Here is a 19,725-nt window from a genome sequence, read left to right as displayed (position 1 = left end):
TACCGGTTTACCACCCGTCCCCTCGGGTAGCGCAGAAGACATGGATCGCGGCAGCAGCAAGCACTCACCGAGGGTCGACGAGCAGATGAGCCAGGAGGTCAGCGGCCTCGTGCAGGGGCCGGGGACCGGCGGCTCGCGGGTCGACGAGTTCCGCGTCCCGGAGCCCGCGGGAGAGGACCAGCCGGAGCCGACCACGGCACCGGCCGGCGACCTGCGCAGCGGCGCTCCCCAGGGCATGACCTCCGAGGACGTCGAGGCCCGCAGCCGGTTGGGGCGGTTCATCACGATGACCGCGCTGCCCGGGGACCGGGCCGCACTGCTCGCCAACGCACGGGCGAACGAGGCCCCCGACGACGTACTGGCCGCGTTGGAACGCCTGCCCGAGAGCACCCGGTACCAGACGGTGTCCGAGGTGTGGGCGGCGCTCGGCCACACCAACGAGACGACGCGCTGGTAGGTGGACCGACCGGTCCGCAAGCCTCACCAAGTGCAGGGAAGGATGCTGATGAGTGGCGTAACGGAGCATGTCGATGTGGCCGTCCCGGTTCGGACGGCGTACGACCAGTGGACCCAGTTCGAGGAGTTTCCGCAGTTCATGGAGGGCGTGCAGGAGATCCGCCAGCTCTCCGACACGATGACCCACTGGACCGTCGAGATCGCCGGAGTGAAGCGGGAGTTCGACGCTGAAATCACCGAGCAGCTGCCCGACGAGCGGGTGGCGTGGCGGTCGACCGGCGGCACCCAGCATGCCGGGGTGGTCACCTTCCACCGGCTGGACGAGAACAGCAGCCGGGTCAGCCTCCAGTTGGAGTTCGATCCGCACGGTGTCATCGAACAGGCCGGCGACAAGCTCGGCGTGGTCGACCGCCGGGCAAAGGGTGACCTGCAACGGTTCAAGACGTTCATCGAGCGGCGCGGTCAGGAGACCGGTGCGTGGCGTGGGCAGGTCGAACGTCCGCAGCCCTGATTCCGCCATTAGACCTTCGACGGCCGCCGGGTACCTCCGGCGGCCGTCGACGTGTGCACCGGATGCTTCCCTGGCTGCCGGACGACCACGCCGCGTCGGACGCGCCGTTTGCGACGACGGGGCGGGGGTACCGCGATGGCATGACCGACGACAGGGCATGGCGCGACGAGGAACGACTGCCGCTGGAGGAACTGGACCGGGCCGTCGCCCGGTCCACGCTCGACGGGCAGGCCGACGACGTGACCGGCAACGACGCCGGGGAGGAAGCCGCCTTCGGGCACGGCCCCGAGGCGGCCGACCGGGGCGGCGAGGCGCCCGGCACGGGCCGTGAGCCCACCGACCCGGACCGCGCCTACCGCCCCTCCACCACCGGGCGTACCGGCCCGGACACCCTCTGACACCGAATCCGGGTACGTTCCGGATCCGCGGCGACGATCCGCGACGTACCCGGAGCGTCGCGACCGGCAGCGGAGACGCCTCGGCCGAACGGCCGGAGAATTCGGACAGCTCAGGCAGAATCGGCCGTTCGGCTGACGGCAATGGCCGCGTCGCGCGCAAGACTTTCGGAATGCATCAGGGCTCCGGCTTCCTCTCCACGCGTCAGCGCCGCCTGGCATGGCTCGGCTTTCTCCTCGCCGCAGTGCAGGCACCCGTCTCCGCCAGGCTGGTCGACGACAGCTCGTGGCTGTTCAGCCTCTGCGTCGCGCTGATGGTGGCGACCGTGATCATCGCCGACGATGCCGCGCGGCGCCGTCCGGCGGACGCGCCTTCCTCCGAGTAGGGCTCCCCGACGTCACCGGCCGGGCGGGGGCGCCTCGGCCGGGCCGAGGTTCATGGTTCGCCGGCCGGGCGCGCCTCGTGGCCCGGACGCCCGGGCGTGCGGCGGCGCTCCTTCATCTCCGCCTCGTAGAGGTGCCGTCGGCCACCGACCAGTTGGTCGCGGGCCGACCGGTCCAGGTCGCGGAACACCGCGTGGTAGCCGTCGTCGAAGTCCTCGACGATCTGGAACGTCCACCTACCGGCGATGACGTTGCGGCCCACCAGTTCGTCGGCGATCCGGTCGGCGATGCCGGGGTGCCCGGCATCGCGGAACATCCGTACCGCGTCGTCGAGCATCAGATCGGCGTGCCCGACGAGCTGGTGCAGCGAGTAGAGATGCCCCCGGGCGCGTTCCACGCACTCCAGCGCCTCGCTGAGCTTGCCGAGGGCAGCCACCGTGTCGTCGCTCACTCCGGCCGGACGCCGGTGTTGCTCGTCGGGACCGTCGGTGGTGTCCATCCGTACCTCCTGGTGCCGGTCGTGCCGCGGGGTCCGCTTCCCCACCGTCCGCCGCGCCCGACTCGATCCCCTCGGGCACCTGCCGGCCACCGCCGTGGACACCGGGACCGTCCGAGCGGCCGAGGTCGCGGCGCTGCGGGTTGGCTACATTCGTTCCCCATGCGCGTGCCGTCGAACCGGGTCGTCTCCCCCACCGCCGTCGACTGGGCCCGGTCCAGCCTGGTCACGCTCGCCAACGCCGTGGGGCTGGACGGGCTCGCCGCCGCCTCAGCCCTGCCCGGGCTGCTCGCCGCCGTCGACCAGCACGCCGCCGCGGTGCGTGACAGCCTGCGCGGGGACCGACGACCGTTGACCGCAGCGGCCCTCGCCGGTTACGCCGACGGTGTGCGGGTCGCCGCCGAGGAGTACGGCTGGCATCCGGCCGATGCCCCGGTCGACTGGGCGGAGGCGGACTGGGTGATGCTGCGCCTGCTCGCGGTCTGTGCGCTGACGGCCGCGCTGGACACGCCGGCCCCGCAGCCGCCACCGCTGTGAGGTGAGCCGGGCGCCCGCCGTGCGGCGGACACCCGGCTCAGCGCGACCGGCAGTGCGACCGAGCCACCGTCACGGACGGAACTGCTGGGTCTCGTCGCCGGCGTTGCCGGACTGGTAGGTACCCCGTCCCCCGGCCATCGAGGACTCCGATCCCCGTGCCGCCGGCTGGCCGGCGCCAGTCCGGTCGGCCATCTGCCGCTGCATGTCACCACGACCGGCCTCGGCACCCTGCCGCTGCTCCCGGATCGCCCGTGACTCCTCGGCCGCTCGGGTGAGCCAGCCTTCCCAGCGGTTCTGCATCGGTCGCACCAGACCACCACCGACGCCGATGATCAGGATGCCGGCCACCGTGGCGAGCACCGCGATCAGCACGGGCTGGGTGACGGTGGTGGCGATGCCCACCTGGTTGAGCGCCGCGATGACACCCAGGGCGATGATGAAGATCGCCGTCACGTCCGCCAGGAAGCGGCCGTACGACAGCCCGCCGAGCGCCCCGGTGACGATGTCCCGGACCGCGTTGGCGATCGCGGCGGCCACCACCACGATGACGATCGCGACGAACGCCCGGGGCAGCCACGCCACCACGCCCGCGATCAGGTCGCTGATCGCGTTCGGCCCCCAGACGCCGAAGGCGAACTGAAGGGTGAACAGCAGCACCGCGTAGTACGCGAGCCTCGCCAGGATGTCACTGGCGTCGTACCGCGTCCGCTCCAGCGCACGCTTGATACCGCCCCGTTCGACCGCCCGGTCGAACCCCACCCGTTCCAGGGCCGCGTCCACGATCTTGAGCACGGCTCTGGCGATGAGCCATCCGACCACGAGAATCGCGATGAACGCGATGGCCCGGGGCACGAACAGCAGCACCGACCTCCACATGTCGGCCACGGCGTCACCGATGTCGACCTGCCTGGCCGCGAGGGTTTCCGGCATGATGTCCCTCCTGTCGCATGGATTGCCCGGCGCGCTTACCCCTTCCCCCGGCCAGCACGCCGCTACGGTCGCCCCCTTTTTCTGGACAGACCGCACCGGAACGGCTCTGACCTGCTCTGATGTCCCAGGCCGGCGCGCCCGACCGATGATCGGGAACGCGGGTCGAGCGGGCGGACTAGGCTGCGTTCATGCCAGGAACGGTCGGGCGAGTACCCACGCCATCAGGCCCGCTGCCGGGCACGGCGGTGCCGGGCACGGCGACCGTCGTCGGCCACCCCCGATGGGGTGCCACGGCGCTCGGCCCGTACGAGTCGTGGGATCCCGCCGTCCGGGCGACCGTCGAGGTGGTGCTCGCCTCTCCGGCGCCGATGGCCCTGCACCTCGGCGCGGAGTTGCTGCTGCTGTACAACGACGCGTACGCCGATCTGATCGGCGACCGGCACCCGGACGCCATGGGCCGTCCCCCCACCGAGGTCTTCGCCGAGGTCTGGCAGCGCCCCGGTGTCGGTGACGTCGTCGAGCAGACCTACCGCACCGGAGTAGCCGTCCTGGACCGGGAGATCCCGCTCCCGCTGCACGCCGCAGTCGCCCTCGACCAGCCCGTCTACACCCGCGCCTGTTCGCCGGTGCGGGACAGCCACGGCCGGGTCGTCGGCGTGCTGTCCGTGGTGGCCGAGACCAGCCCGGCCACCCGCCAGTTGCAGGGCCTCAGCGATTTCGCCGCGGCGCTCGCCGGCACGCTCACCCTGGACGACGTGGCCCGGGTCGCGTTGCGCTACGCGATCACCTCGTTCGACGCCGACCGGGTCTCCTTCGCGGTGGACGACGGGGGCGGCGGCGCCGGGTGGCGGATGGTCCGGCGGGTCCGTGGCGAGTTGGTCGACGAGGCGGACGAACGCCTTCCCCCGCTGTGGCGGCGCGGCCCGGCCGGCTGGTCGGCGCCGGCGGTGGTCAGTGCCCGCACGGGTCAGGCCAGCTTCATCGACGACGGCCAGCCGCTGTACGAGATCGCGGCGGACCGGCACGACCAGAAGATCCGGGCCCTGGCGGCGGTACCGCTGCGGGCGTCCGTGGTGCGGGGAGCGCTGACGGTCGGCTACCGCTCGGCGCATCCGTGGTCGGCGGCGGAGCGGGCACTGCTGGCAGCCTCGGCCGAGCTGATCGGGCAGGCCACCGAGCGGGCACGCCGCTTCGAGACCCAGCACGGCACCGCCCAACTGCTGCAACGCAGCATGCTGCCGGAGAACCTGCCGGTCCTGCCCCGCCTGCGGATCGCCGCGCGGTACGACCCGGGAGTCGACGGCAACGCCGCGGGCGGGGACTTCTACGACGCGTTCGTGCTGCCCACCGGCGACCTGGGTGTGGTCCTCGGCGACGTGGCCGGCCACGACGTGCAGGCCGCCGCCCGGATGGGCCAGGTACGCGCCGCACTCCGCGCGCTGGCGCTCAACGACCCCCGCCCGGATCAGGTGCTCGCCGGGCTCGATCGGCTGGTAGGCAGCCTCGGCACCGAGGCCGGCACGTACGAGTTGTTCGTCACCGTGGCGTTCGGCGTCATCGACGTCGGCCGGGAGGAACTGACCCTGGCCAGCGCCGGTCATCCGGCGCCGCTGGTGCGTCGCTGTGGGCCGACGGGTGAGCCGACGGCCGAGTACGTCGACGTGCCCTCCGGTGCCCCGTTGGGGATCGGCTACCGGGCGGCGACGCGTACCGTCGCGTTCTCGCCCGGCGACACGCTGCTGCTGTTCAGCGACGGCGTGGTGGAACGACGCCGGCACGGGTTGTCGGACGGCCTGGAGCGACTGGCGGAGTCGGTGGCCGGGGCGCCGAGCGGCGACCCGAGATCGTTGTGCGCGGTGGCCTCCGCGGCCGTGCCCGGCGCGACCGAGGACGACGTGGCGGTGCTCGCCGTCGAGTACGCGGTGCGGCCGAGCCGGTCGGCGCGGATGGAGGTACCCGCCGAGCCGACCGCGCCGAGCCGGGTACGGCACTGGATGACCGCCCAGCTCACCGAGTGGGAGGTCGCGGAGTCGGTGATCGGCGCGGCGGTGCTGTGCACCAGCGAGCTGACCACCAACGCGTTGCTGCACGCGGGCACGGCGGCCCGGGTGGAGGTCGATCTCAGCCCGGAGCGCCTGCTCGTGTCGGTGGCCGACTCGGGCTCCCGGGGCACGGTGACCCGGGCCCGCACGGAGACGCTGAGCAGCCGGGGACGCGGGTTGGGCCTGATCGAGGAGTTGAGCGACGCCTGGGGCACCGACCCCACCGTGCGTGGCTCGACGGTCTGGTTCGAGATCCTGCTCCCATCCGCCTGAGCAGCCGGCCGACGATCCGGGGTACGGCTGGCACCGGTACCGGAAATTCTCCCGGATTACCGCAACCTCCGCCGGGGCACGTAGTGCGCCACCTGTCCGCCTGCTGCGGACGTGGTGAGAGGCGGTCCGGTGGAGACGGTAGACGTTGCGTTCGCGGTGCTCGGTGTGGCGGCCCTGCTCGCCGGCATCCTGCCTCGGCTGGTGGAGCGGCGACCGCTGTCGATGCCGCTGGCCTTCCTAGGTCTCGGGATGCTTGTCTACTCGCTGCCCACCAACCTGCCCGTGCCGGACCCCCTGACCCATCGGGATCTGGCCACCCACCTGACCGAGATCTGCGTGATCGTCGCCTTGATGGGCGCCGGCCTGAAGATCGATCGACCGTTGAGTTGGAGACGCTGGTCGTCGACGTGGCGGCTGCTGGCCGTGGCCATGCCGTTGTGCATCGCCGCCGTCGCCCTGCTGGGGTGGTGGTGGGCGGGCCTGGTGCCGGCCAGCGCGCTGCTGCTCGCCGCGTCGCTCGCGCCGACCGACCCGGTCCTCGCCTCCGACGTCCAGGTCGGCGAGCCCACCGACGAGTCGGACTCGGAGGACGAGGTTCGTTTCGCGCTCACCTCAGAGGCAGGGCTGAACGACGGCCTGGCGTTCCCGTTCGTCTACGCGGCGGTCGCGATCGCGGGCGCCGGCCTCGCGCCCGGTGACTGGCTGGCCCGCTGGCTCACCGTCGACCTGCTCTACAAGGTCGGCGCCGGGCTGGCCGGCGGACTACTGATCGGTTGGCTGCTCGGCAAGCTCTTCTTCCGGGCGCCCAGCGAGCTGCGGTTGGCCCGGCACGCGGAGGGATTCCTGGCGCTGGCCGCCACCTTCCTGGCGTACGGGCTGGTCGAGGTGGCCGGCGGCTACGGCTTCCTGGCGGTCTTCGTGGCCGCCCGCGCGATCCGGGCGGCGGAGCGCAACCACAAGTACCACGCGGTGCTGCACGACTTCGCCGAGCAGGTGGAACGGCTGCTCACGGTGCTGATGTTGCTGCTGCTGGGCGGCGCGGTGATCAGCGGGCTGCTGGCCGCGCTGACCTGGCCCGCCGCATTTGTCGGTCTGGCCCTGGTGTTCGTGGTCCGGCCGCTGGCCGGTTGGCTGGCGCTGCGCGGCGCACCGGGGCGGCCGGCGGAGCACTGGGTGATCGCCGCCTTCGGCATCCGGGGCATCGGCTCGTTCTACTACCTGGCCTACGCCACCACGAAGGCGGACTTCCCGCAGGCGGAACTCGTCTGGGCCACCGTCGCCCTGGTGGTGATCGTCTCCGTGGTGGTGCATGGGGTCGCGGCGACACCTGTCATGCGGTTGCTTGACGCATCCGGTGGGCGCACCCGGACGGAGACCTCAGCGGCCCCCTCCGCACCTGTCGCCGCCTGAGCGCCCCATCGGCCGGCGCGTCGGCCGCTGGCCGATCAGGCCAGCCGGCGGGCCAGGGCCCGGCCGAGGTCGCGGCCGGAGCGCCAGGCGGTCTGCACCCGGGGTGCGCCGAACGCGTCCCCGGCCAGCCCGATGCCGTCGTCGTCGAGGTGGAAACCGGTGTCCGGGCCGCCACCGCCGGTCGGCTTGGCGTACGTCCACCGGTGCACGTGCACGTGTTCCGCCCGGTCGGGCAGGGCGAGCAGGTCGCGTACGGCCGCCTCGATCTCCGGCGCGGCTGCGGTCGGCTGGGCCAGGTGCCCGGCCGCGAACTCCTCGGTGGTGTGCGCGACCAGGACCGCCGCACCGTCGCCGCGCCGGTCGCCGTCGTCGCAGACCAGGTTGAGCAGTGGATGGTCGTTGACGAACGCGCCCCGGAAGTCGCTCCACCGCCGCGTCGGAAACCGCAGCATCGCCGCCAGGGCCGGCGACCAACGCTGCCGTGCCACGGCCTCGGTGGCCGCCGCGAGTCCCGGGTCGAGCAGCCACGCGGCCTGTGGCCCGGGCATCGCCAGCACCACCGCCGCACACTCTTCGCCGTTCACTGTCGGTCCCGGCCCGACACCGAGCACCAGCCGGTTGACCGTCACGGGCAGGTCCCGAGCGAGGTGTTCCACAAGCGAGCGCAGCCCGCGCGATGCCGCCCAGCGCATCGGCCCGGGCACCTCACGGCGGCCGTCGCCGTCGTACGCGACGAAGGTGTCGGTCCACTCCCGGGCCAGCCCGGCCGCCTGCCAGCCCTGCACCACCTCGGCGAACTCGGGATCACTGACGGTGAAGTAGGCCGCACCGAGGTCGGCGGGGCGGCCGTCGAAACGCCGGCTGGCCATCCGGCCGCCGGCCACCCGTCCCCGCTCCCGGATCTGGACCGGCACGCCCGCGTCGCGCAGTTCCCGGGCGCAGGCCACGCCGGCGATCCCGGCACCGATCACCACCACGCCCGATCGCTCACCGTCCATCCCATGATCGTAGGGCGGCCGGCCGCTGCGGCCCGACGCCACGGGTCGGTGGTCCGCCGAATTGTTCCGGAAACTCTTCACAAGCCTGCAATCGGCCCGTACCTTGACGGACATGTGGGAGCGCTTCCACGCACTTTCTTCGATGGGTACGAGGAGCAGACCATGAGAACCCGAAGCACATTCGCTCTGGTCGGCGTCGTGGCGACGGCACTGACCGTGGCCGGCAGCGTCGGCGTGGGCGCGCTGCGCCCCGCGCCCGCCGCGGCCGCCGAATCCGCCTTCTACGTCGACCCGCAGACCAGCGCCGCCCGCTGGGTGGCGGCCAACCCGAACGACTCGAAGGCCGCCGTGATCCGGGACCGGATCGCCAGCGTCCCGCAACCCCGCTGGTACACCACCACCAACACCTCGACCGTACGCGGCGAGGTGGACTCCTTCGTCGGCGCCGCAGCCGCCGCCGGCAAGATCCCGATCCTGGTGGTCTACAACATCCCCAACCGTGACTGCAGCAACCACAGCGCGGGCGGCGCCCCGAGCCACTCCGCCTACCGGCAGTGGGTGGACCAGGTCGCCGCGGGTCTCGGTGGGCGTCCGGCCACCATCATCCTGGAGCCCGACGTGCTCCCGATCATGACCAGCTGCATGAACGAGAGCCAGCAGGCCGAGGTGCGGGCCTCGATGGCGTACGCCGGCAAGGCGCTCAAGCGGGGTTCGTCGGCGGCGAAGGTCTACTACGACATCGGCCACGGCGGCTGGCTCGCCGCCGGTGAGGCCGCTGCCCGGCTGAACGCCGCCGACATCGCCAACAGCGCCGACGGCATCTCGGTGAACGTGTCGAACTACCGCCGTACCGCCGACGAGGTCTCGTATGCCAAGCAGATCATCGCGGCCACCGGCAACTCCCGGCTGAAGGCGGTCATCGACACCAGTCGCAACGGCAACGGCCCGGCCGGCTCCGAGTGGTGCGACCCGCCGGGGCGGGCGATCGGGACTCCGAGCACCACCAACACCGGCGACTCCGCCATCGACGCGTTCCTCTGGGTGAAGCTGCCCGGCGAGGCGGACGGCTGCATCGCGGCGGCGGGTCAGTTCGTGCCGCAGCGGGCGTACGACCTGGCTATCGCGGCCGGCCCGGTGCCGACCACCGCCCCGCCGACCACCGCCCCGCCCACCACCGCCCCGCCCACCACGGCCCCGCCCACCACGGCCCCGCCGACCACCAACCCGCCCGGCGGTGGCTGCTCGGTGACGTTCACCCCGAACACGTGGACCGGTGGCTTCACCGCCGAGATCCGGGTGACCAACCGCGGCGCGGCGCTGAACGGCTGGAACCTCACCTTCAACGTCGCCTCCGGAGTGCGGCTGAGCAACGGCTGGAACGGTGACTGGAGCCAGTCCGGCAACCAGATCACGGTCCGCAACGCCGCCTGGAACGGCAGCCTGCCCAGCGGCGGCACGCTCAGCGTCGGTTTCCAGGGCACCTACACCGGCAGCAGCCTGTCCACGCCGAGCGGTTACAGCCTGAACGGCACCGCCTGCGCCTGATCCCCTGACCCGTCCCGGGGCCCCCGACCACCGCCCTACCGGTGGTGGCCGGGGGCCCGCCCTTTTCCGGAGCATGTCCCGATGCTGCCCGCGTCGGCGCAGGCCAACGAGCCGGAGGCCACCCGGGCGTTACCGCCCCGCCGACGCGGGAAGGCGACCCGTTGACGAAGGAGGAGACCCATGACCACACAGTCGAACCCCTCGGCCTGGCAGCCGGGTGTGACCGGCGGCGGCACCCTCCCGTCGGGCCCCGGCGGTCGTCCCGCCGCACCCAGTGGCGACGGCCACGGACCACCAACCGGGCCGCCGACCGTGACGATCGGCGCCTTTCCGGACTATCCGGCCGCCCAGCGGGTGGTGGACCATCTCGCCGACAACCGGTTCCCGGTGGAACGAACCGCCATCGTCGGCACCGACCTAGCCCTGGTGGAGACCGTGCTGGGCCGGCTGACCACCGCCCGCGCGGCACTGGTCGGAGCCGGTACGGGGGCCTGGTTCGGTCTGTTCATCGGCCTGCTGTTCGGCATCTTCACCGTCGGGAACTGGGTGGCGGTGATCCTCGCCGGCCTCGTCATCGGTGCGATCTGGGGTGCCGTCTTCGGTGCCGTGGCACATGCGATGACGGGCGGGCAGCGTGACTTCACCTCCGCCAGTTCCCTGCGGGCCAACCAGTACGCGGTCACCGTGGAGGCCGATGTGGCCGACCAGGCCCGTCAGCTGCTCGGCCGGCTGAACCTGGGTGGACGCGCGGCGCAGCCGGCGGGCTGACCCCGTCCGAAACCGCCGCCCGGGCGGCCCCGCCGTGGGTGGGGCCGCCCGGTCAGTCGGTGGACAGGCGGGCGTGCAGGTGCTCGTCGTAGCGGCGGCCGTCGCCGTAGCGGTGCGACTGCCGCAGCGTGCCCTCGGCCAGAAAACCGGCCCGTTCGGCGACCCGGCAGGACGCGACATTGGCCACCGCGTGACACAGCTCGATGCGCTCCAGCCCGAGGTCGGCGAAGGCCCACCCGCTGAGCCGCACGACCGCCGCGGTGGCGACCCCGCGACCGCGAGCAGCGGCGACGGTCCAGTAACCGATCGAGGCGTCGCCGGCATGAATGCGGTGCAGCGACACCGATCCGAGCAGAATCTCCGGGTCGACCGGGTCGGCCGCCGCCAACGACACGTGGCCACCGCCGGACCAGTCGGCCCGCCACCGTAGCCAGCGCAGCGCGGCGTCGAGGTCGAGCTGGTCGCCCTGCGGGTTCCACTGCGCGATCGCCGGATCACGCCAGGCATCCAGAACGGCGGGTGCGTCCGCGTCCCGCCAGGGACGCAGCAGCAGGCCGGGAGCGGTCAGTTCCACGGCCGCAGAGTCTCACACCACCCGTGCCGAGTACGCACCGGACATCTCTCGGCGATCTGTCGGCCACACTTCTTCAAAGCTTCACCACCACCGGCGAACAGTGCCGGCCGCGCCCCTAACCACCATGACATCCAACTCTTGTTCAAATTTTGACTAAGTGCTAACGTGGCGGCGTGACCGAGAGTCTGGACCGCGATCGCCTGGCCGCCTGGCGGACCTACATCGAGGCCAGCCAGCGGTTGTTCACCCGGCTGGAGGACGACCTGCGCGCCGCCAGCGGGCTCAGCTTCGCCGACTACCACGTGCTGGTGCTGCTCTCCGAGGTGCCCGGGCAACGACTGCGGATGGGTGAGCTGGCCGACCGTCTGGTCTTCTCACCCAGCCGGCTGACCTATCAGGTTTCCTCCATGCAACGGCGGGGCCTGGTCGCCCGACAGCCCTGCCCGCAGGACGGGCGGGGCAGCGAGGCGGTGCTGACCGCCGCCGGGCTGCTGGCGCTGCGGGAGGCCGCACCGCACCACCTGAAGTCCGTGCGTACCCATCTGATTGACGACCTCGACGACGCCGAGGTCGCCGCCCTGACCAGGATTTTCAGCCGGCTCGGCCGGCGGCTGCGAGGCGCCGACGACAGTGACGCCACCCTCGCCACCGCCCCCGGCGACAACTGAAGGAGCCCCGATGCCCGCCATCACCGTCGACAACGTTCTCGTCCTGCCCCGGCTGCCCCGGCTCGACGAATCCACCGAGTTCCGGCCGGTCCGCCGGCTCACCACCGCGCCCAGCGGCTTCGAGGGCGAAGGGTTCCCGGTGCGCAAGGCGTTCGCCGGGGTGCCGATGAGCGAACTGGACCCGTTCATCATGCTCGACCAGATGGGCGAGGTGGACTACGCACCGGGCGAGCCGAAGGGCACCTCCTGGCATCCGCACCGGGGCTTCGAGACCGTCACCTACATCATCGACGGGATCTTCGACCACCAGGACAGCCACGGCGGCGGCGGCACGATCACCAACGGCGACACCCAGTGGATGACCGCCGGCAGCGGCCTGCTGCACATCGAGGCCCCACCGGAGCACCTGGTGGTCAGCGGCGGGCTGTTCCACGGCACCCAGCTGTGGGTCAACCTGCCCAGTGCGGCCAAGATGAGCCCACCGAAGTACCAGGACATCCGGGGCAACCAGGCCGCGCTGCTCACCACCCCGGACGGCGGGGCGCTGATCCGGGTGATCGCCGGTGAGATCGCCGGCCACCGGGGGCCCGGCTCCACGTACACCCCGATCACCGTCACCCACGTGACGGTCGAGCCCGGGGCGCAGGTGGACCTGCCCTGGCGGCCGGACTTCAACGCGCTGGTGTACGTGCTCGGCGGGCGCGGCACGGTGGGCGCCAACGGCCGCGGCGTACGCACCGGACAGCTGGCCGTGCACGGGCCGGGCGACGCGTTGCGGTTCAAGGCGAACGCCCGCCAGGACAGCCGCAACCAGACCCTGGACCTCTACATCATGGGCGGCCAGCCTATCCGGGAGCCGGTGGCGCACTACGGGCCGTTCGTGATGAACACCCGCGATGAGCTGATCCAGGCGTTCGAGGACTTCCAGGCCGGGCGGCTCGGAGTGGTCCCGGCGGAGCGGCTGCCGCACACCGAGGGGCAGGGCGAGCGTCCCTGATCGACCGCTGGACGTAGGGCGGCTCCGGTCACCGGGGCCGCCCGCCCGGCTCAGGAGACGGCGAAGATGCCGGCCACACCGAGCAGGACCATCACCAGTACGGTCAACAGCGCCCCCCGCTCACTCTCCACCGCCTGCTCGCGGTGCTCGGTCGCGGAGTTCGTCGGCTCGCCGGACATGCTTCGGCTCCTCGCTGCTCGGGGTGCGGGTCGGTCGCCTACCGCCAGCAGCCCACCAGCGTGCGAGCCCGACCACGGGTTCGTATGGTGAGGACGTGAACGACCTCTCTGAGGGCGGGAGCGTGCCGCTACAGGACTGGTTCCTCACCGCACCGGAACGCGCCAACCCGGTCTCTGAGTTACCCGTCTGGACCAGTGGAAACCTCGCCGAGCCGCTGATTCACGGTGCCGCGTACTTCGACCGGCTGGTCACCGAGGTCGAGGGGCTGGGCGCCGGCGACCACCTCTTCTTCGCCGACTGGCGGGGCGACCCGGACGAGCGTCTCCGTCCGGACGGGCCGACCATCGCCCAGCTGTTCGCCCGCGCCGCTCAGCGCGGTGTGGTGGTCAAGGGTCTGATCTGGCGGTCGCACCTCGACGTGCTGTCCTACAGCCACCAGGAGAACCGCAACCTCAGCGAGGCGATTTCGGCCGCCGGCGGCGAGGTGCTGCTCGACCAGCGGGTCCGGCGAGGTGGATCACACCATCAGAAGCTTGTGGTGCTGCGCCGTCCGGCCGCCCCCGAGCAGGACATCGCCTTTGTCGGCGGCATCGACCTGTGCCACAGCCGCCGCGACGACGACGCGCACCACGGTGACCCGCAGGCGGTACGGATGGCCGCCGCCTACGGTGACCATCCGCCCTGGCACGACGTGCAGCTCGCGCTGCGCGGGCCGGTGGTGGGCGCGCTGGACACCACGTTCCGCGAACGCTGGACCGACCCGATGCCGCTGGACTCGGAGAACCCCCTGGCCTATCTGCGCGACCGGCTCCGCGGCGCGGACCTCACCGCCGGGCCGCTGCCGGAGCAGCCGGCCGACCCGCCGGCCTGCGGGCCGCACCACGTCCAGGTGTTGCGCACCTACCCCGCGGTCCGACCCCGGTACGCGTTCGCCCCGGACGGCGAACGCACGGTGGCCCGGGGCTACACCAAGGCGGTACGCCGCGCCCGTCGGCTGATCTACCTGGAGGACCAGTACCTCTGGTCCACCGAGGTCGCCGAACTCTTCGCCGGAGCGCTGCGCGACAATCCGGAGTTGCATCTGGTCGCCGTGGTGCCACGCCATCCCGACGTGGACGGGCGGCTGGCCCTGCCGCCGAACACGGTCGGTCGCGAGCAGGCGTTGGCCCTCTGCGAGCAGACCGCGGCGGGGCGGGTGCACGTCTTCGACGTGGAGAACCACGCCGGCACCCCGGTCTACGTACACGCCAAGGTGTGCGTGGTCGACGACGTGTGGGCCTGCGTCGGCAGCGACAACTTCAACCGGCGGTCCTGGACCCACGACAGCGAACTCTCCTGCGCGGTGCTGGACGACACCGCGGACGCACGCCACCCGCACGATCCGGCCGGTCAGGGTGACGGAGCCCGGCATTTCGCCCGGGACCTCCGGCTACGCCTGCTCCGCGAGCATCTGGACCGCGATCCGGCCGGCGGCGACGACGCGGACCTGATCGACCCGGACGACGCGGTCACCGCGATCACCGCCGCCGCCGAGGCGTTGCAACGCTGGTACGACGGCGGCCAGGTGGGCCCTCGCCCACCTGGCCGGCTGCGACCGCACCGTGCCCGACGCCTGCCCTGGTGGACCCGGGCCTGGGCGCTGCCCGCGTACCGTCTGGTCTACGACCCCGACGGCAGACCGCTGCGGGCCCGCCGGTCCGGCACCTGGTAGCTCGGCTCCAGCTCGCCGAGCACCGTCAGCCCACCGGGGTACGCGAACGAGGAGCGCGGCGAGTAGTAGCCCCAGGCGATGGTGAGCGGGTTCTCCGGGCGCAACGCGTACACCGGGTGGTCCGGATCGAGGAACTCGACCGATTCGATCTCGAACGCGGTGGACGGTTCGGCGACCACCGGATAGATGCTGCTGACCAGTTGACCGTGCAACTCGGTCAGGTAGCGGTGGTGTCCGTTGTGCATGGCGTGGCCGGTGTCGCCGACGCGTACCTGGGCCCGGATCACCGGCACGCCCTCGATGTCCGTCCCGGTGACGATCGTGCCGCCCCGCTCGGTGATGCTGGTGCGGCCGGGTACGGCCGGGGCACCCCGGGCCAGGGCGTACCCGCGTACCCGCTCGCTGGAGGTGACGTAGTGGGTCCACCAACCGCCCGGGGTCACCCCGTCCGGGGCGTCCATCCCGACGAGCGTGACGCCGAGGTAGGTCAGGGAGTAGGGACCGAAGCCGGAGGTCTGGCTCTCGTCGTCCACCACGTACTGGTTCATGAAGACCTCGCGGTCCGGGTGGGGCCGCAGCCCCTCGGGGACCAGCGCCGCCACCGCGTCCGGGTCCGCCGGCAACCAGCTGAAGTACAGCGTCCGGCTGTTCACGACGAGGTGGGGAACGGCAGGATCGAGCACGGCACCTCCGGATCAGGGATGTACCCCGCGACGCTAAGCCCGGTCCCGTTCACGGGACAACGACGGATTGGTGACACTCCGCTTGCCAGCTGCGGCGACCGTCGTCCGTTCGACGCCCCGGAGGCCCCATCCGGACGGGCGGTGATGTACGGACGGTCATCTACCACTAGCCCGATCGGCCGTTCATGCAGGGTCTCCGCGACGATCTGACCGCGCCCGACAGGTTGACCTTGACCCTTTCGCGGCCTTCATGCCTAGAAATAACTTAAGTACATCGTCCTTTCGGCTAGATTTCCAGGAGACGATCGGGCTAAGGTGACTCCCGAACGTACTAACAGAACTAACCAAAGCGTCACGTCTATATCCGCGGACGAGGTGCAGGGAGGACCACCATGACCGCGTCAACGATCACTGAATCGGCGACCACCCCGGCAACCCCGACCACCCCGGCAACCCCGACCACCCCGGCAACCCCGGCCCCGAAGCTCGACCCGCGGGCGCTCACCGACAGCGCCGCCGAGCTGCTGAACGCCATGGCGGCGCTGCCGGCCGGACATCCCTCCCGGGCCGCGCTGCGTGACCGGGCGATCGAGGCCTGGCTGCCGCTCGCCAACCACCTCGCCCACCGCTACAGCGGTCGCGGCGAGCCCACCGACGACCTGGCGCAGACCGCCGCCGTCGGCCTCATCAAGGCCATCGACAAGTTCGACCCGTCCCGTGGGGTCGACTTCGCCGGGTACGCGATCCCCACCATCATCGGCGAGCTGAAGCGGCACTTCCGCGACCGGACGTGGGACATCCGCGTGCCTCGCCGCTTGCAGGAGCTGCGGCTGGCCATCTCCGACGCCAACAGCTCCCTGCTGCAGTCCCTGGGCCGCTCCCCGACCGTGGCCGACATCGCCGCTCACCTCAAGCTCACCGAGGAAGAGGTGCTGGAGGGCCTGGAGGGCGCCCGCGCGTACAACGCGGTGTCGCTGTCCACCCCGACCGGTGACGGCGATCGCGCGACCGAGCTGGGCGACATGCTCGGCGGTGAGGACAGCGAGTTCGAGCTGGCCGAGCTGCGGGTGGCACTGGGCCCGGCGCTGGCCACGCTGGACGAGCGCGAGCAGAAGATCCTCACGCTGCGGTTCTACGGCAACCTGACGCAGTCGCAGATCGCGGAGCAGATCGGCGTGTCCCAGATGCACGTTTCGCGGCTGCTGGCCCGGGCCCTGACGAAGCTGCGGGGTCAGCTCGACGGCACGTACTAAGAGGGGTGGCGGTGGTGGCCGGGTCCGATGGACCCGGCCACCACCGTCTTCGCACCTCAGCCGGCGACCGGCTCCCGCCACATCGGCCAGAACGGCGTGCCGTCGGGCAGCCGGAACGGCTCGGCGACCCGGTAGCCGTGCCGCGCGTACAGGTCGCGGCTGGTCTCGCTACTCGCCTCCAGGTACGCCGGCATGCCGTTGGCGTCCAGCCAGGCGTGGTGGTGGCGCAGCAGCGCACTGCCGACGCCCTGGCCCTGGCGGTCCGGACGTACGGCCAGCAGTGCCAGGTGGTGATGATCGTCGTGCGGATGGTTGGCGGCGAACAGCTCGTCCAGGTGCACGAAGTTAGGGGTCCACTCCCCGCACGCCGAGGCCAGCCGGGTGTCGTAGTCCTCCGGCGGCGGCAGCGGTTCACCGACGGACGGCAGCCAGACCGCCACGCCGGCCCGGTCCTCGGTGCCGAACACCAGTCCGTGCCGAGTGGCGTGGTCGACGATGATCTCGAAGTTTCCGGCCAGCACCGACTCCCGCTTGGCCTCGTCCGGCACCAGCCAGCGAGGCTGGTCCAGCACCATGAATGCCTCGGCGATCCGCGCGGCGACCCAACGGGCGTCGTCCTCGCCGAGCCGGCCGATCTCCGGCGGGTTCACCGCCGCACCTCCGCCGTGGGCGTCGGCTCGGCCACCGGCGCGGCGGTCACGACGGCCGCCGCGCTCTCCGCGCCCAGGCCGATCCGGGCGTACGTGTCGGGACGCCGCCGCCGTAGCGACAGGCCCCACAGTCCGCCCAGCAGCGCCGCCACCGGGTAGGCCAGCGGGATCGCCCAGCGCAGCGGCGAATCCGGCTCGACCCCGAGCAGGTTGGCGAAGTTCTGCACCGCCAGCACGATGATCGCGATCAGCGCGATCACGGCGATGCCCGGCGCGACCAACCGCCGCCACAGCGTCTCCTGCACCTCGCCGCGGGCGAAGTACGCGATGATCGCGACCGCGGTGGTAGCGATCAGCAGCAGCACGCCGAACCCGCCGCTGGTGCCCAGCCAGAAGAACAGTTGCAGGACCGGGTCCCAGCCGTTGACCGCGTACAGGATGATCACCAGCAGACCGAACGCGCTCTGCGCGAGCGAGGCGGCGCGGGGTGCGCCGGTGGTCGGTGAGGTACGGCCGAACACCGCGGGCAGCACCCGCTCCCGGCCCAGCGCGAAGGTGTAGCGCGCGGTGGTGTTGTGGAACGAGATCATGGCGGCCAGTACCGAGGTCAGGAAGAGTGCCTGCCCGATGGTCAGGACGGTGTCACCCAGGTGCGCCCCGGCCAGGTTGAAGATCAGCTCGACGCTCTGGGTGCCCGCCTCCTCGACGATCCGGTCCGGTCCGACCGCCACCGTCATGCTCCATGAGGAGAGCGCGTAGACCACCGCGATGATCGCCACGGACAGGTAGGTGGCCATCGGCACCGTACGCTTCGGGTCCTTGCTCTCCTCGCTGAAGACCACAGCTGCCTCGAAGCCGACGAAACCGAGGATCGCCAGTACGAGCACCGCGCCGAGTCCCGGCACGAAGAAGTTCTCCGGCGAAAACGCGGCGAAGCTCACGTCGCCGCCGGCCGGGTTGCCCAGCTGGCCGAGATCGAACACCACGATGATGGCGATCTCGGCGCAGAGCAGCGCCGCCAGCACCATGCCGTTGATGTCCACTCGGAGCAGGCCGAGCATCGCCACCAGCGCCCACGCCACCAGCGCCACGATCCACCACTGCGGGGTGATCCCGAACAGCCGGTCCAGCACCGGTGCCGCCGCCGCGCCGATGGTCCCGTAGAGCCCGACCTGGAGGGCGTTGTAGGCGATCAGCGCCACCCAGGCCGTACCCACTCCGGCCGGGCGTCCCAGCCCACGTGCCACGTATGCGTAGAAGGCCCCGGCGTTGGCCATCCGACGGGCCATCGCCACGTAGCCGACGGAGAACACGGCGAGCACCACGGCCACCGCCAGGAAGGCCAGCGGAATGCCGAGCACGCCGATGACGCCGTAGCCGGTGGTGACCACGCCGGCGACCACGGTCAGCGGTGCCGCCGCGGAGAGAACGAAGAAAATCACTGAGGGGACGCCGAGCCGGCCACGGGCCAGCGCCTCGGAGACGTTGCTAGGTCGTTCGGTTGTCGCTGTCGAGGACATGAACTGCTCCGGTCTGAGGGGAAGGGGTGTTCCGGGTCAGGGAGCGCCGCGCAGCACCGCCGCACCGACGGCGGCTTCGGTGTGCGCCACGAGTTCCTTCAGCGGGTCGGGCAGTGCCGGGATGATCAGGTTGAGTCGGTGGTGGGCCCGCGGACCGGCGCTCCACAGCACCTCCCGGGTCAGCCCTGCGGCGGCGACCAATCCGAGCAGCGTCGCGTCGGGCACGCTTGGCGGCTCGGCACGCTCCAGCAGCGCACGCAGCCGGGTCGCGGGCCAGGCCACCACGTTGAGGTCGATCGGCTGGTAGGTGACGGTGGTCCGCAACAGCCGCCGGCTCTCCTGCCGGCGCAGGACGCCGGCCCGGGACAGCCGCTCGCCCACCGAGGTCACCGACGTCTGCGCGAGAAAACTGAGCCAGGTACGCACCGACTGGTGCTGAGCCTCGCCGATCAACTGGTCCAGCACGGTGTGCGCCAACGCGTCGGCTGGCGGCCGGCGGTCGATCACGCTGACCTGACCGGCGACGACCGTGATGTGTCCATAGAGGATCAGCTCGCCGAGGAGACCCCCGGCCAGCCCGAGGCCGGTCGCCGCCGGGTGCAGCTTCGCCTTGCCCCGGGTGTCGTTGTGCGCGATCAGAAAGAACTCGTCGGCGGTGAGCACACGTCCTCCCGAGCCGGCCGTCCACAGTGATCGCTAACCGGAAAAGGATGCACCGAGCGCAACTGCAACGCAACTCCCGTT

22 protein-coding genes are annotated in these 19,725 nt (G+C 71.7%); 13 read left to right on the top strand and 9 right to left on the bottom strand.

Annotated elements, in window-relative coordinates; all coding sequences use genetic code 11:
• The first annotated feature begins 40 nt into the window (after positions 1-40).
• The 4 genes from ACN26Z_RS11625 (at position 41) to ACN26Z_RS11610 (ending at position 1,748) form a co-directional block, all read left to right on the top strand.
• The gene (locus tag ACN26Z_RS11625) at positions 41-457 is read left to right on the top strand and encodes a DUF2795 domain-containing protein (RefSeq protein ID WP_093404622.1); all 417 of its coding nucleotides are present in this window, start codon (positions 41-43) and stop codon (positions 455-457) included.
• Between the two features lie 48 nt (positions 458-505).
• On the top strand, positions 506-967 hold the full coding sequence (locus tag ACN26Z_RS11620) for an SRPBCC family protein (RefSeq protein ID WP_093404847.1): 462 nt from the start codon (positions 506-508) through the stop codon (positions 965-967).
• Positions 968-1,107: 140 nt separating this feature from the next.
• Positions 1,108-1,365, top strand: coding sequence for a hypothetical protein (locus ACN26Z_RS11615; RefSeq protein ID WP_093404850.1), 258 nt, complete (start codon positions 1,108-1,110; stop codon positions 1,363-1,365).
• A gap of 170 nt (positions 1,366-1,535) precedes the next feature.
• Positions 1,536-1,748 carry a hypothetical protein gene (locus ACN26Z_RS11610; protein ID WP_093404625.1) on the top strand — a complete coding sequence of 71 codons (213 nt, stop codon included), beginning with the start codon at positions 1,536-1,538 and terminating at the stop codon, positions 1,746-1,748.
• A 50-nt stretch (positions 1,749-1,798) separates the two neighbouring features.
• On the opposite strand, the gene ACN26Z_RS11605 is transcribed toward ACN26Z_RS11610, so the two are convergent.
• Positions 1,799-2,245 (bottom strand): hypothetical protein, encoded by a 447-nt coding sequence (locus tag ACN26Z_RS11605; protein WP_093404852.1) that lies wholly within the window; start codon positions 2,243-2,245, stop codon positions 1,799-1,801.
• Between the two features lie 159 nt (positions 2,246-2,404).
• Here ACN26Z_RS11605 and ACN26Z_RS11600 point away from each other — a divergent pair, with 159 nt between their 5' ends.
• A complete protein-coding gene (locus ACN26Z_RS11600; RefSeq protein ID WP_093404627.1) occupies positions 2,405-2,779 on the top strand; it encodes a DUF6401 family natural product biosynthesis protein in 375 nt (124 codons plus the stop codon).
• 69 nt (positions 2,780-2,848) lie between these two features.
• Here the strand turns inward: ACN26Z_RS11600 and ACN26Z_RS11595 are convergent, their stop codons facing one another.
• On the bottom strand, positions 2,849-3,709 hold the full coding sequence (locus ACN26Z_RS11595; protein WP_093404629.1) for a mechanosensitive ion channel family protein: 861 nt from the start codon (positions 3,707-3,709) through the stop codon (positions 2,849-2,851).
• A gap of 188 nt (positions 3,710-3,897) precedes the next feature.
• On the opposite strand from ACN26Z_RS11595, the gene ACN26Z_RS11590 reads away from it, so the two are divergent.
• Both ACN26Z_RS11590 and ACN26Z_RS11585 read left to right on the top strand, forming a co-directional pair.
• Positions 3,898-6,024 (top strand): ATP-binding SpoIIE family protein phosphatase, encoded by a 2,127-nt coding sequence (locus ACN26Z_RS11590; protein WP_093404632.1) that lies wholly within the window; start codon positions 3,898-3,900, stop codon positions 6,022-6,024.
• Positions 6,025-6,153: 129 nt separating this feature from the next.
• Positions 6,154-7,434 carry a cation:proton antiporter gene (locus tag ACN26Z_RS11585; RefSeq protein ID WP_093404634.1) on the top strand — a complete coding sequence of 427 codons (1,281 nt, stop codon included), beginning with the start codon at positions 6,154-6,156 and terminating at the stop codon, positions 7,432-7,434.
• A 35-nt stretch (positions 7,435-7,469) separates the two neighbouring features.
• On the opposite strand, the gene ACN26Z_RS11580 is transcribed toward ACN26Z_RS11585, so the two are convergent.
• Positions 7,470-8,432, bottom strand: a complete 963-nt coding sequence (locus ACN26Z_RS11580) for an NAD(P)/FAD-dependent oxidoreductase (protein ID WP_282239226.1) — start codon at positions 8,430-8,432, stop codon at positions 7,470-7,472.
• 162 nt (positions 8,433-8,594) lie between these two features.
• Between ACN26Z_RS11580 and ACN26Z_RS11575 the strand changes: the two genes are divergently transcribed.
• Both ACN26Z_RS11575 and ACN26Z_RS11570 read left to right on the top strand, forming a co-directional pair.
• On the top strand, positions 8,595-9,977 hold the full coding sequence (locus tag ACN26Z_RS11575) for a glycoside hydrolase family 6 protein (RefSeq protein ID WP_093404640.1): 1,383 nt from the start codon (positions 8,595-8,597) through the stop codon (positions 9,975-9,977).
• Positions 9,978-10,157: 180 nt separating this feature from the next.
• Entirely contained in the window at positions 10,158-10,745 is a 588-nt protein-coding gene (locus ACN26Z_RS11570) for a general stress protein (protein ID WP_093404642.1), read from the top strand.
• Between the two features lie 52 nt (positions 10,746-10,797).
• Here the strand turns inward: ACN26Z_RS11570 and ACN26Z_RS11565 are convergent, their stop codons facing one another.
• Positions 10,798-11,319: a GNAT family N-acetyltransferase gene (locus tag ACN26Z_RS11565; RefSeq protein WP_282239229.1), complete on the bottom strand. Its 522-nt coding sequence runs from the start codon at positions 11,317-11,319 to the stop codon at positions 10,798-10,800.
• 173 nt (positions 11,320-11,492) lie between these two features.
• Here ACN26Z_RS11565 and ACN26Z_RS11560 point away from each other — a divergent pair, with 173 nt between their 5' ends.
• Both ACN26Z_RS11560 and ACN26Z_RS11555 read left to right on the top strand, forming a co-directional pair.
• A complete protein-coding gene (locus ACN26Z_RS11560; protein WP_282239230.1) occupies positions 11,493-11,987 on the top strand; it encodes a MarR family winged helix-turn-helix transcriptional regulator in 495 nt (164 codons plus the stop codon).
• A gap of 10 nt (positions 11,988-11,997) precedes the next feature.
• Positions 11,998-12,984, top strand: coding sequence for a pirin family protein (locus tag ACN26Z_RS11555; protein ID WP_093404650.1), 987 nt, complete (start codon positions 11,998-12,000; stop codon positions 12,982-12,984).
• A 50-nt stretch (positions 12,985-13,034) separates the two neighbouring features.
• On the opposite strand, the gene ACN26Z_RS11550 is transcribed toward ACN26Z_RS11555, so the two are convergent.
• Positions 13,035-13,163, bottom strand: a complete 129-nt coding sequence (locus ACN26Z_RS11550) for a hypothetical protein (RefSeq protein WP_275415497.1) — start codon at positions 13,161-13,163, stop codon at positions 13,035-13,037.
• Positions 13,164-13,285: 122 nt separating this feature from the next.
• Here ACN26Z_RS11550 and ACN26Z_RS11545 point away from each other — a divergent pair, with 122 nt between their 5' ends.
• The gene (locus ACN26Z_RS11545; RefSeq protein ID WP_421464625.1) at positions 13,286-14,875 is read left to right on the top strand and encodes a phospholipase D family protein; all 1,590 of its coding nucleotides are present in this window, start codon (positions 13,286-13,288) and stop codon (positions 14,873-14,875) included.
• Here the strand turns inward: ACN26Z_RS11545 and ACN26Z_RS11540 are convergent.
• Positions 14,824-15,558, bottom strand: a complete 735-nt coding sequence (locus ACN26Z_RS11540) for an acetoacetate decarboxylase family protein (RefSeq protein ID WP_093404655.1) — start codon at positions 15,556-15,558, stop codon at positions 14,824-14,826. The two genes, ACN26Z_RS11545 and ACN26Z_RS11540, sit on opposite strands and share 52 nt — an antisense overlap.
• A gap of 392 nt (positions 15,559-15,950) precedes the next feature.
• Here ACN26Z_RS11540 and ACN26Z_RS11535 point away from each other — a divergent pair, with 392 nt between their 5' ends.
• A complete protein-coding gene (locus ACN26Z_RS11535; RefSeq protein ID WP_421461140.1) occupies positions 15,951-16,811 on the top strand; it encodes a SigB/SigF/SigG family RNA polymerase sigma factor in 861 nt (286 codons plus the stop codon).
• Between the two features lie 56 nt (positions 16,812-16,867).
• On the opposite strand, the gene ACN26Z_RS11530 is transcribed toward ACN26Z_RS11535, so the two are convergent.
• From ACN26Z_RS11530 to ACN26Z_RS11520, 3 genes are read right to left on the bottom strand one after another with little or no spacing between them, the layout of a single operon-like run.
• A complete protein-coding gene (locus tag ACN26Z_RS11530) occupies positions 16,868-17,461 on the bottom strand; it encodes a GNAT family N-acetyltransferase (RefSeq protein ID WP_396886604.1) in 594 nt (197 codons plus the stop codon).
• Entirely contained in the window at positions 17,458-18,981 is a 1,524-nt protein-coding gene (locus ACN26Z_RS11525; RefSeq protein WP_421461138.1) for an APC family permease, read from the bottom strand. Before ACN26Z_RS11525 ends, ACN26Z_RS11530 begins: the two co-directional genes overlap by 4 nt.
• Before the next feature lie 36 nt (positions 18,982-19,017).
• Positions 19,018-19,644, bottom strand: coding sequence for a GOLPH3/VPS74 family protein (locus ACN26Z_RS11520; protein ID WP_093404662.1), 627 nt, complete (start codon positions 19,642-19,644; stop codon positions 19,018-19,020).
• Between the last annotated feature and the right edge of the window lie 81 nt (positions 19,645-19,725).

The sequence above is a fragment of the Verrucosispora sp. WMMD703 genome (genome assembly GCF_049178935.1).
GTDB classification, from domain to species: Bacteria; Actinomycetota; Actinomycetes; order Mycobacteriales; family Micromonosporaceae; genus Micromonospora; species Micromonospora sediminimaris.
This window is presented reverse-complemented; position numbering and strand designations above follow the sequence as displayed.

Bases quoted from the DNA above. Each gene is read 5' to 3' on its own strand.
- ACN26Z_RS11625 (WP_093404622.1), top strand. From the start codon at position 41: ATGGATCGCGGCAGCAGCAAGCACTCACCGAGGGTCGACGAGCAGATG.
- ACN26Z_RS11620 (WP_093404847.1), top strand. From the start codon at position 506: ATGAGTGGCGTAACGGAGCATGTCGATGTGGCCGTCCCGGTTCGGACG.
- ACN26Z_RS11615 (WP_093404850.1), top strand. From the start codon at position 1,108: ATGACCGACGACAGGGCATGGCGCGACGAGGAACGACTGCCGCTGGAG.
- ACN26Z_RS11610 (WP_093404625.1), top strand. From the start codon at position 1,536: ATGCATCAGGGCTCCGGCTTCCTCTCCACGCGTCAGCGCCGCCTGGCA.
- ACN26Z_RS11605 (WP_093404852.1), bottom strand. From the start codon at position 2,245: ATGGACACCACCGACGGTCCCGACGAGCAACACCGGCGTCCGGCCGGA.
- ACN26Z_RS11600 (WP_093404627.1), top strand. From the start codon at position 2,405: ATGCGCGTGCCGTCGAACCGGGTCGTCTCCCCCACCGCCGTCGACTGG.
- ACN26Z_RS11595 (WP_093404629.1), bottom strand. From the start codon at position 3,709: ATGCCGGAAACCCTCGCGGCCAGGCAGGTCGACATCGGTGACGCCGTG.
- ACN26Z_RS11590 (WP_093404632.1), top strand. From the start codon at position 3,898: ATGCCAGGAACGGTCGGGCGAGTACCCACGCCATCAGGCCCGCTGCCG.
- ACN26Z_RS11580 (WP_282239226.1), bottom strand. From the start codon at position 8,432: ATGGACGGTGAGCGATCGGGCGTGGTGGTGATCGGTGCCGGGATCGCC.
- ACN26Z_RS11575 (WP_093404640.1), top strand. From the start codon at position 8,595: ATGAGAACCCGAAGCACATTCGCTCTGGTCGGCGTCGTGGCGACGGCA.
- ACN26Z_RS11570 (WP_093404642.1), top strand. From the start codon at position 10,158: ATGACCACACAGTCGAACCCCTCGGCCTGGCAGCCGGGTGTGACCGGC.
- ACN26Z_RS11555 (WP_093404650.1), top strand. From the start codon at position 11,998: ATGCCCGCCATCACCGTCGACAACGTTCTCGTCCTGCCCCGGCTGCCC.
- ACN26Z_RS11550 (WP_275415497.1), bottom strand. From the start codon at position 13,163: ATGTCCGGCGAGCCGACGAACTCCGCGACCGAGCACCGCGAGCAGGCG.
- ACN26Z_RS11535 (WP_421461140.1), top strand. From the start codon at position 15,951: ATGACCGCGTCAACGATCACTGAATCGGCGACCACCCCGGCAACCCCG.
- ACN26Z_RS11525 (WP_421461138.1), bottom strand. From the start codon at position 18,981: ATGTCCTCGACAGCGACAACCGAACGACCTAGCAACGTCTCCGAGGCG.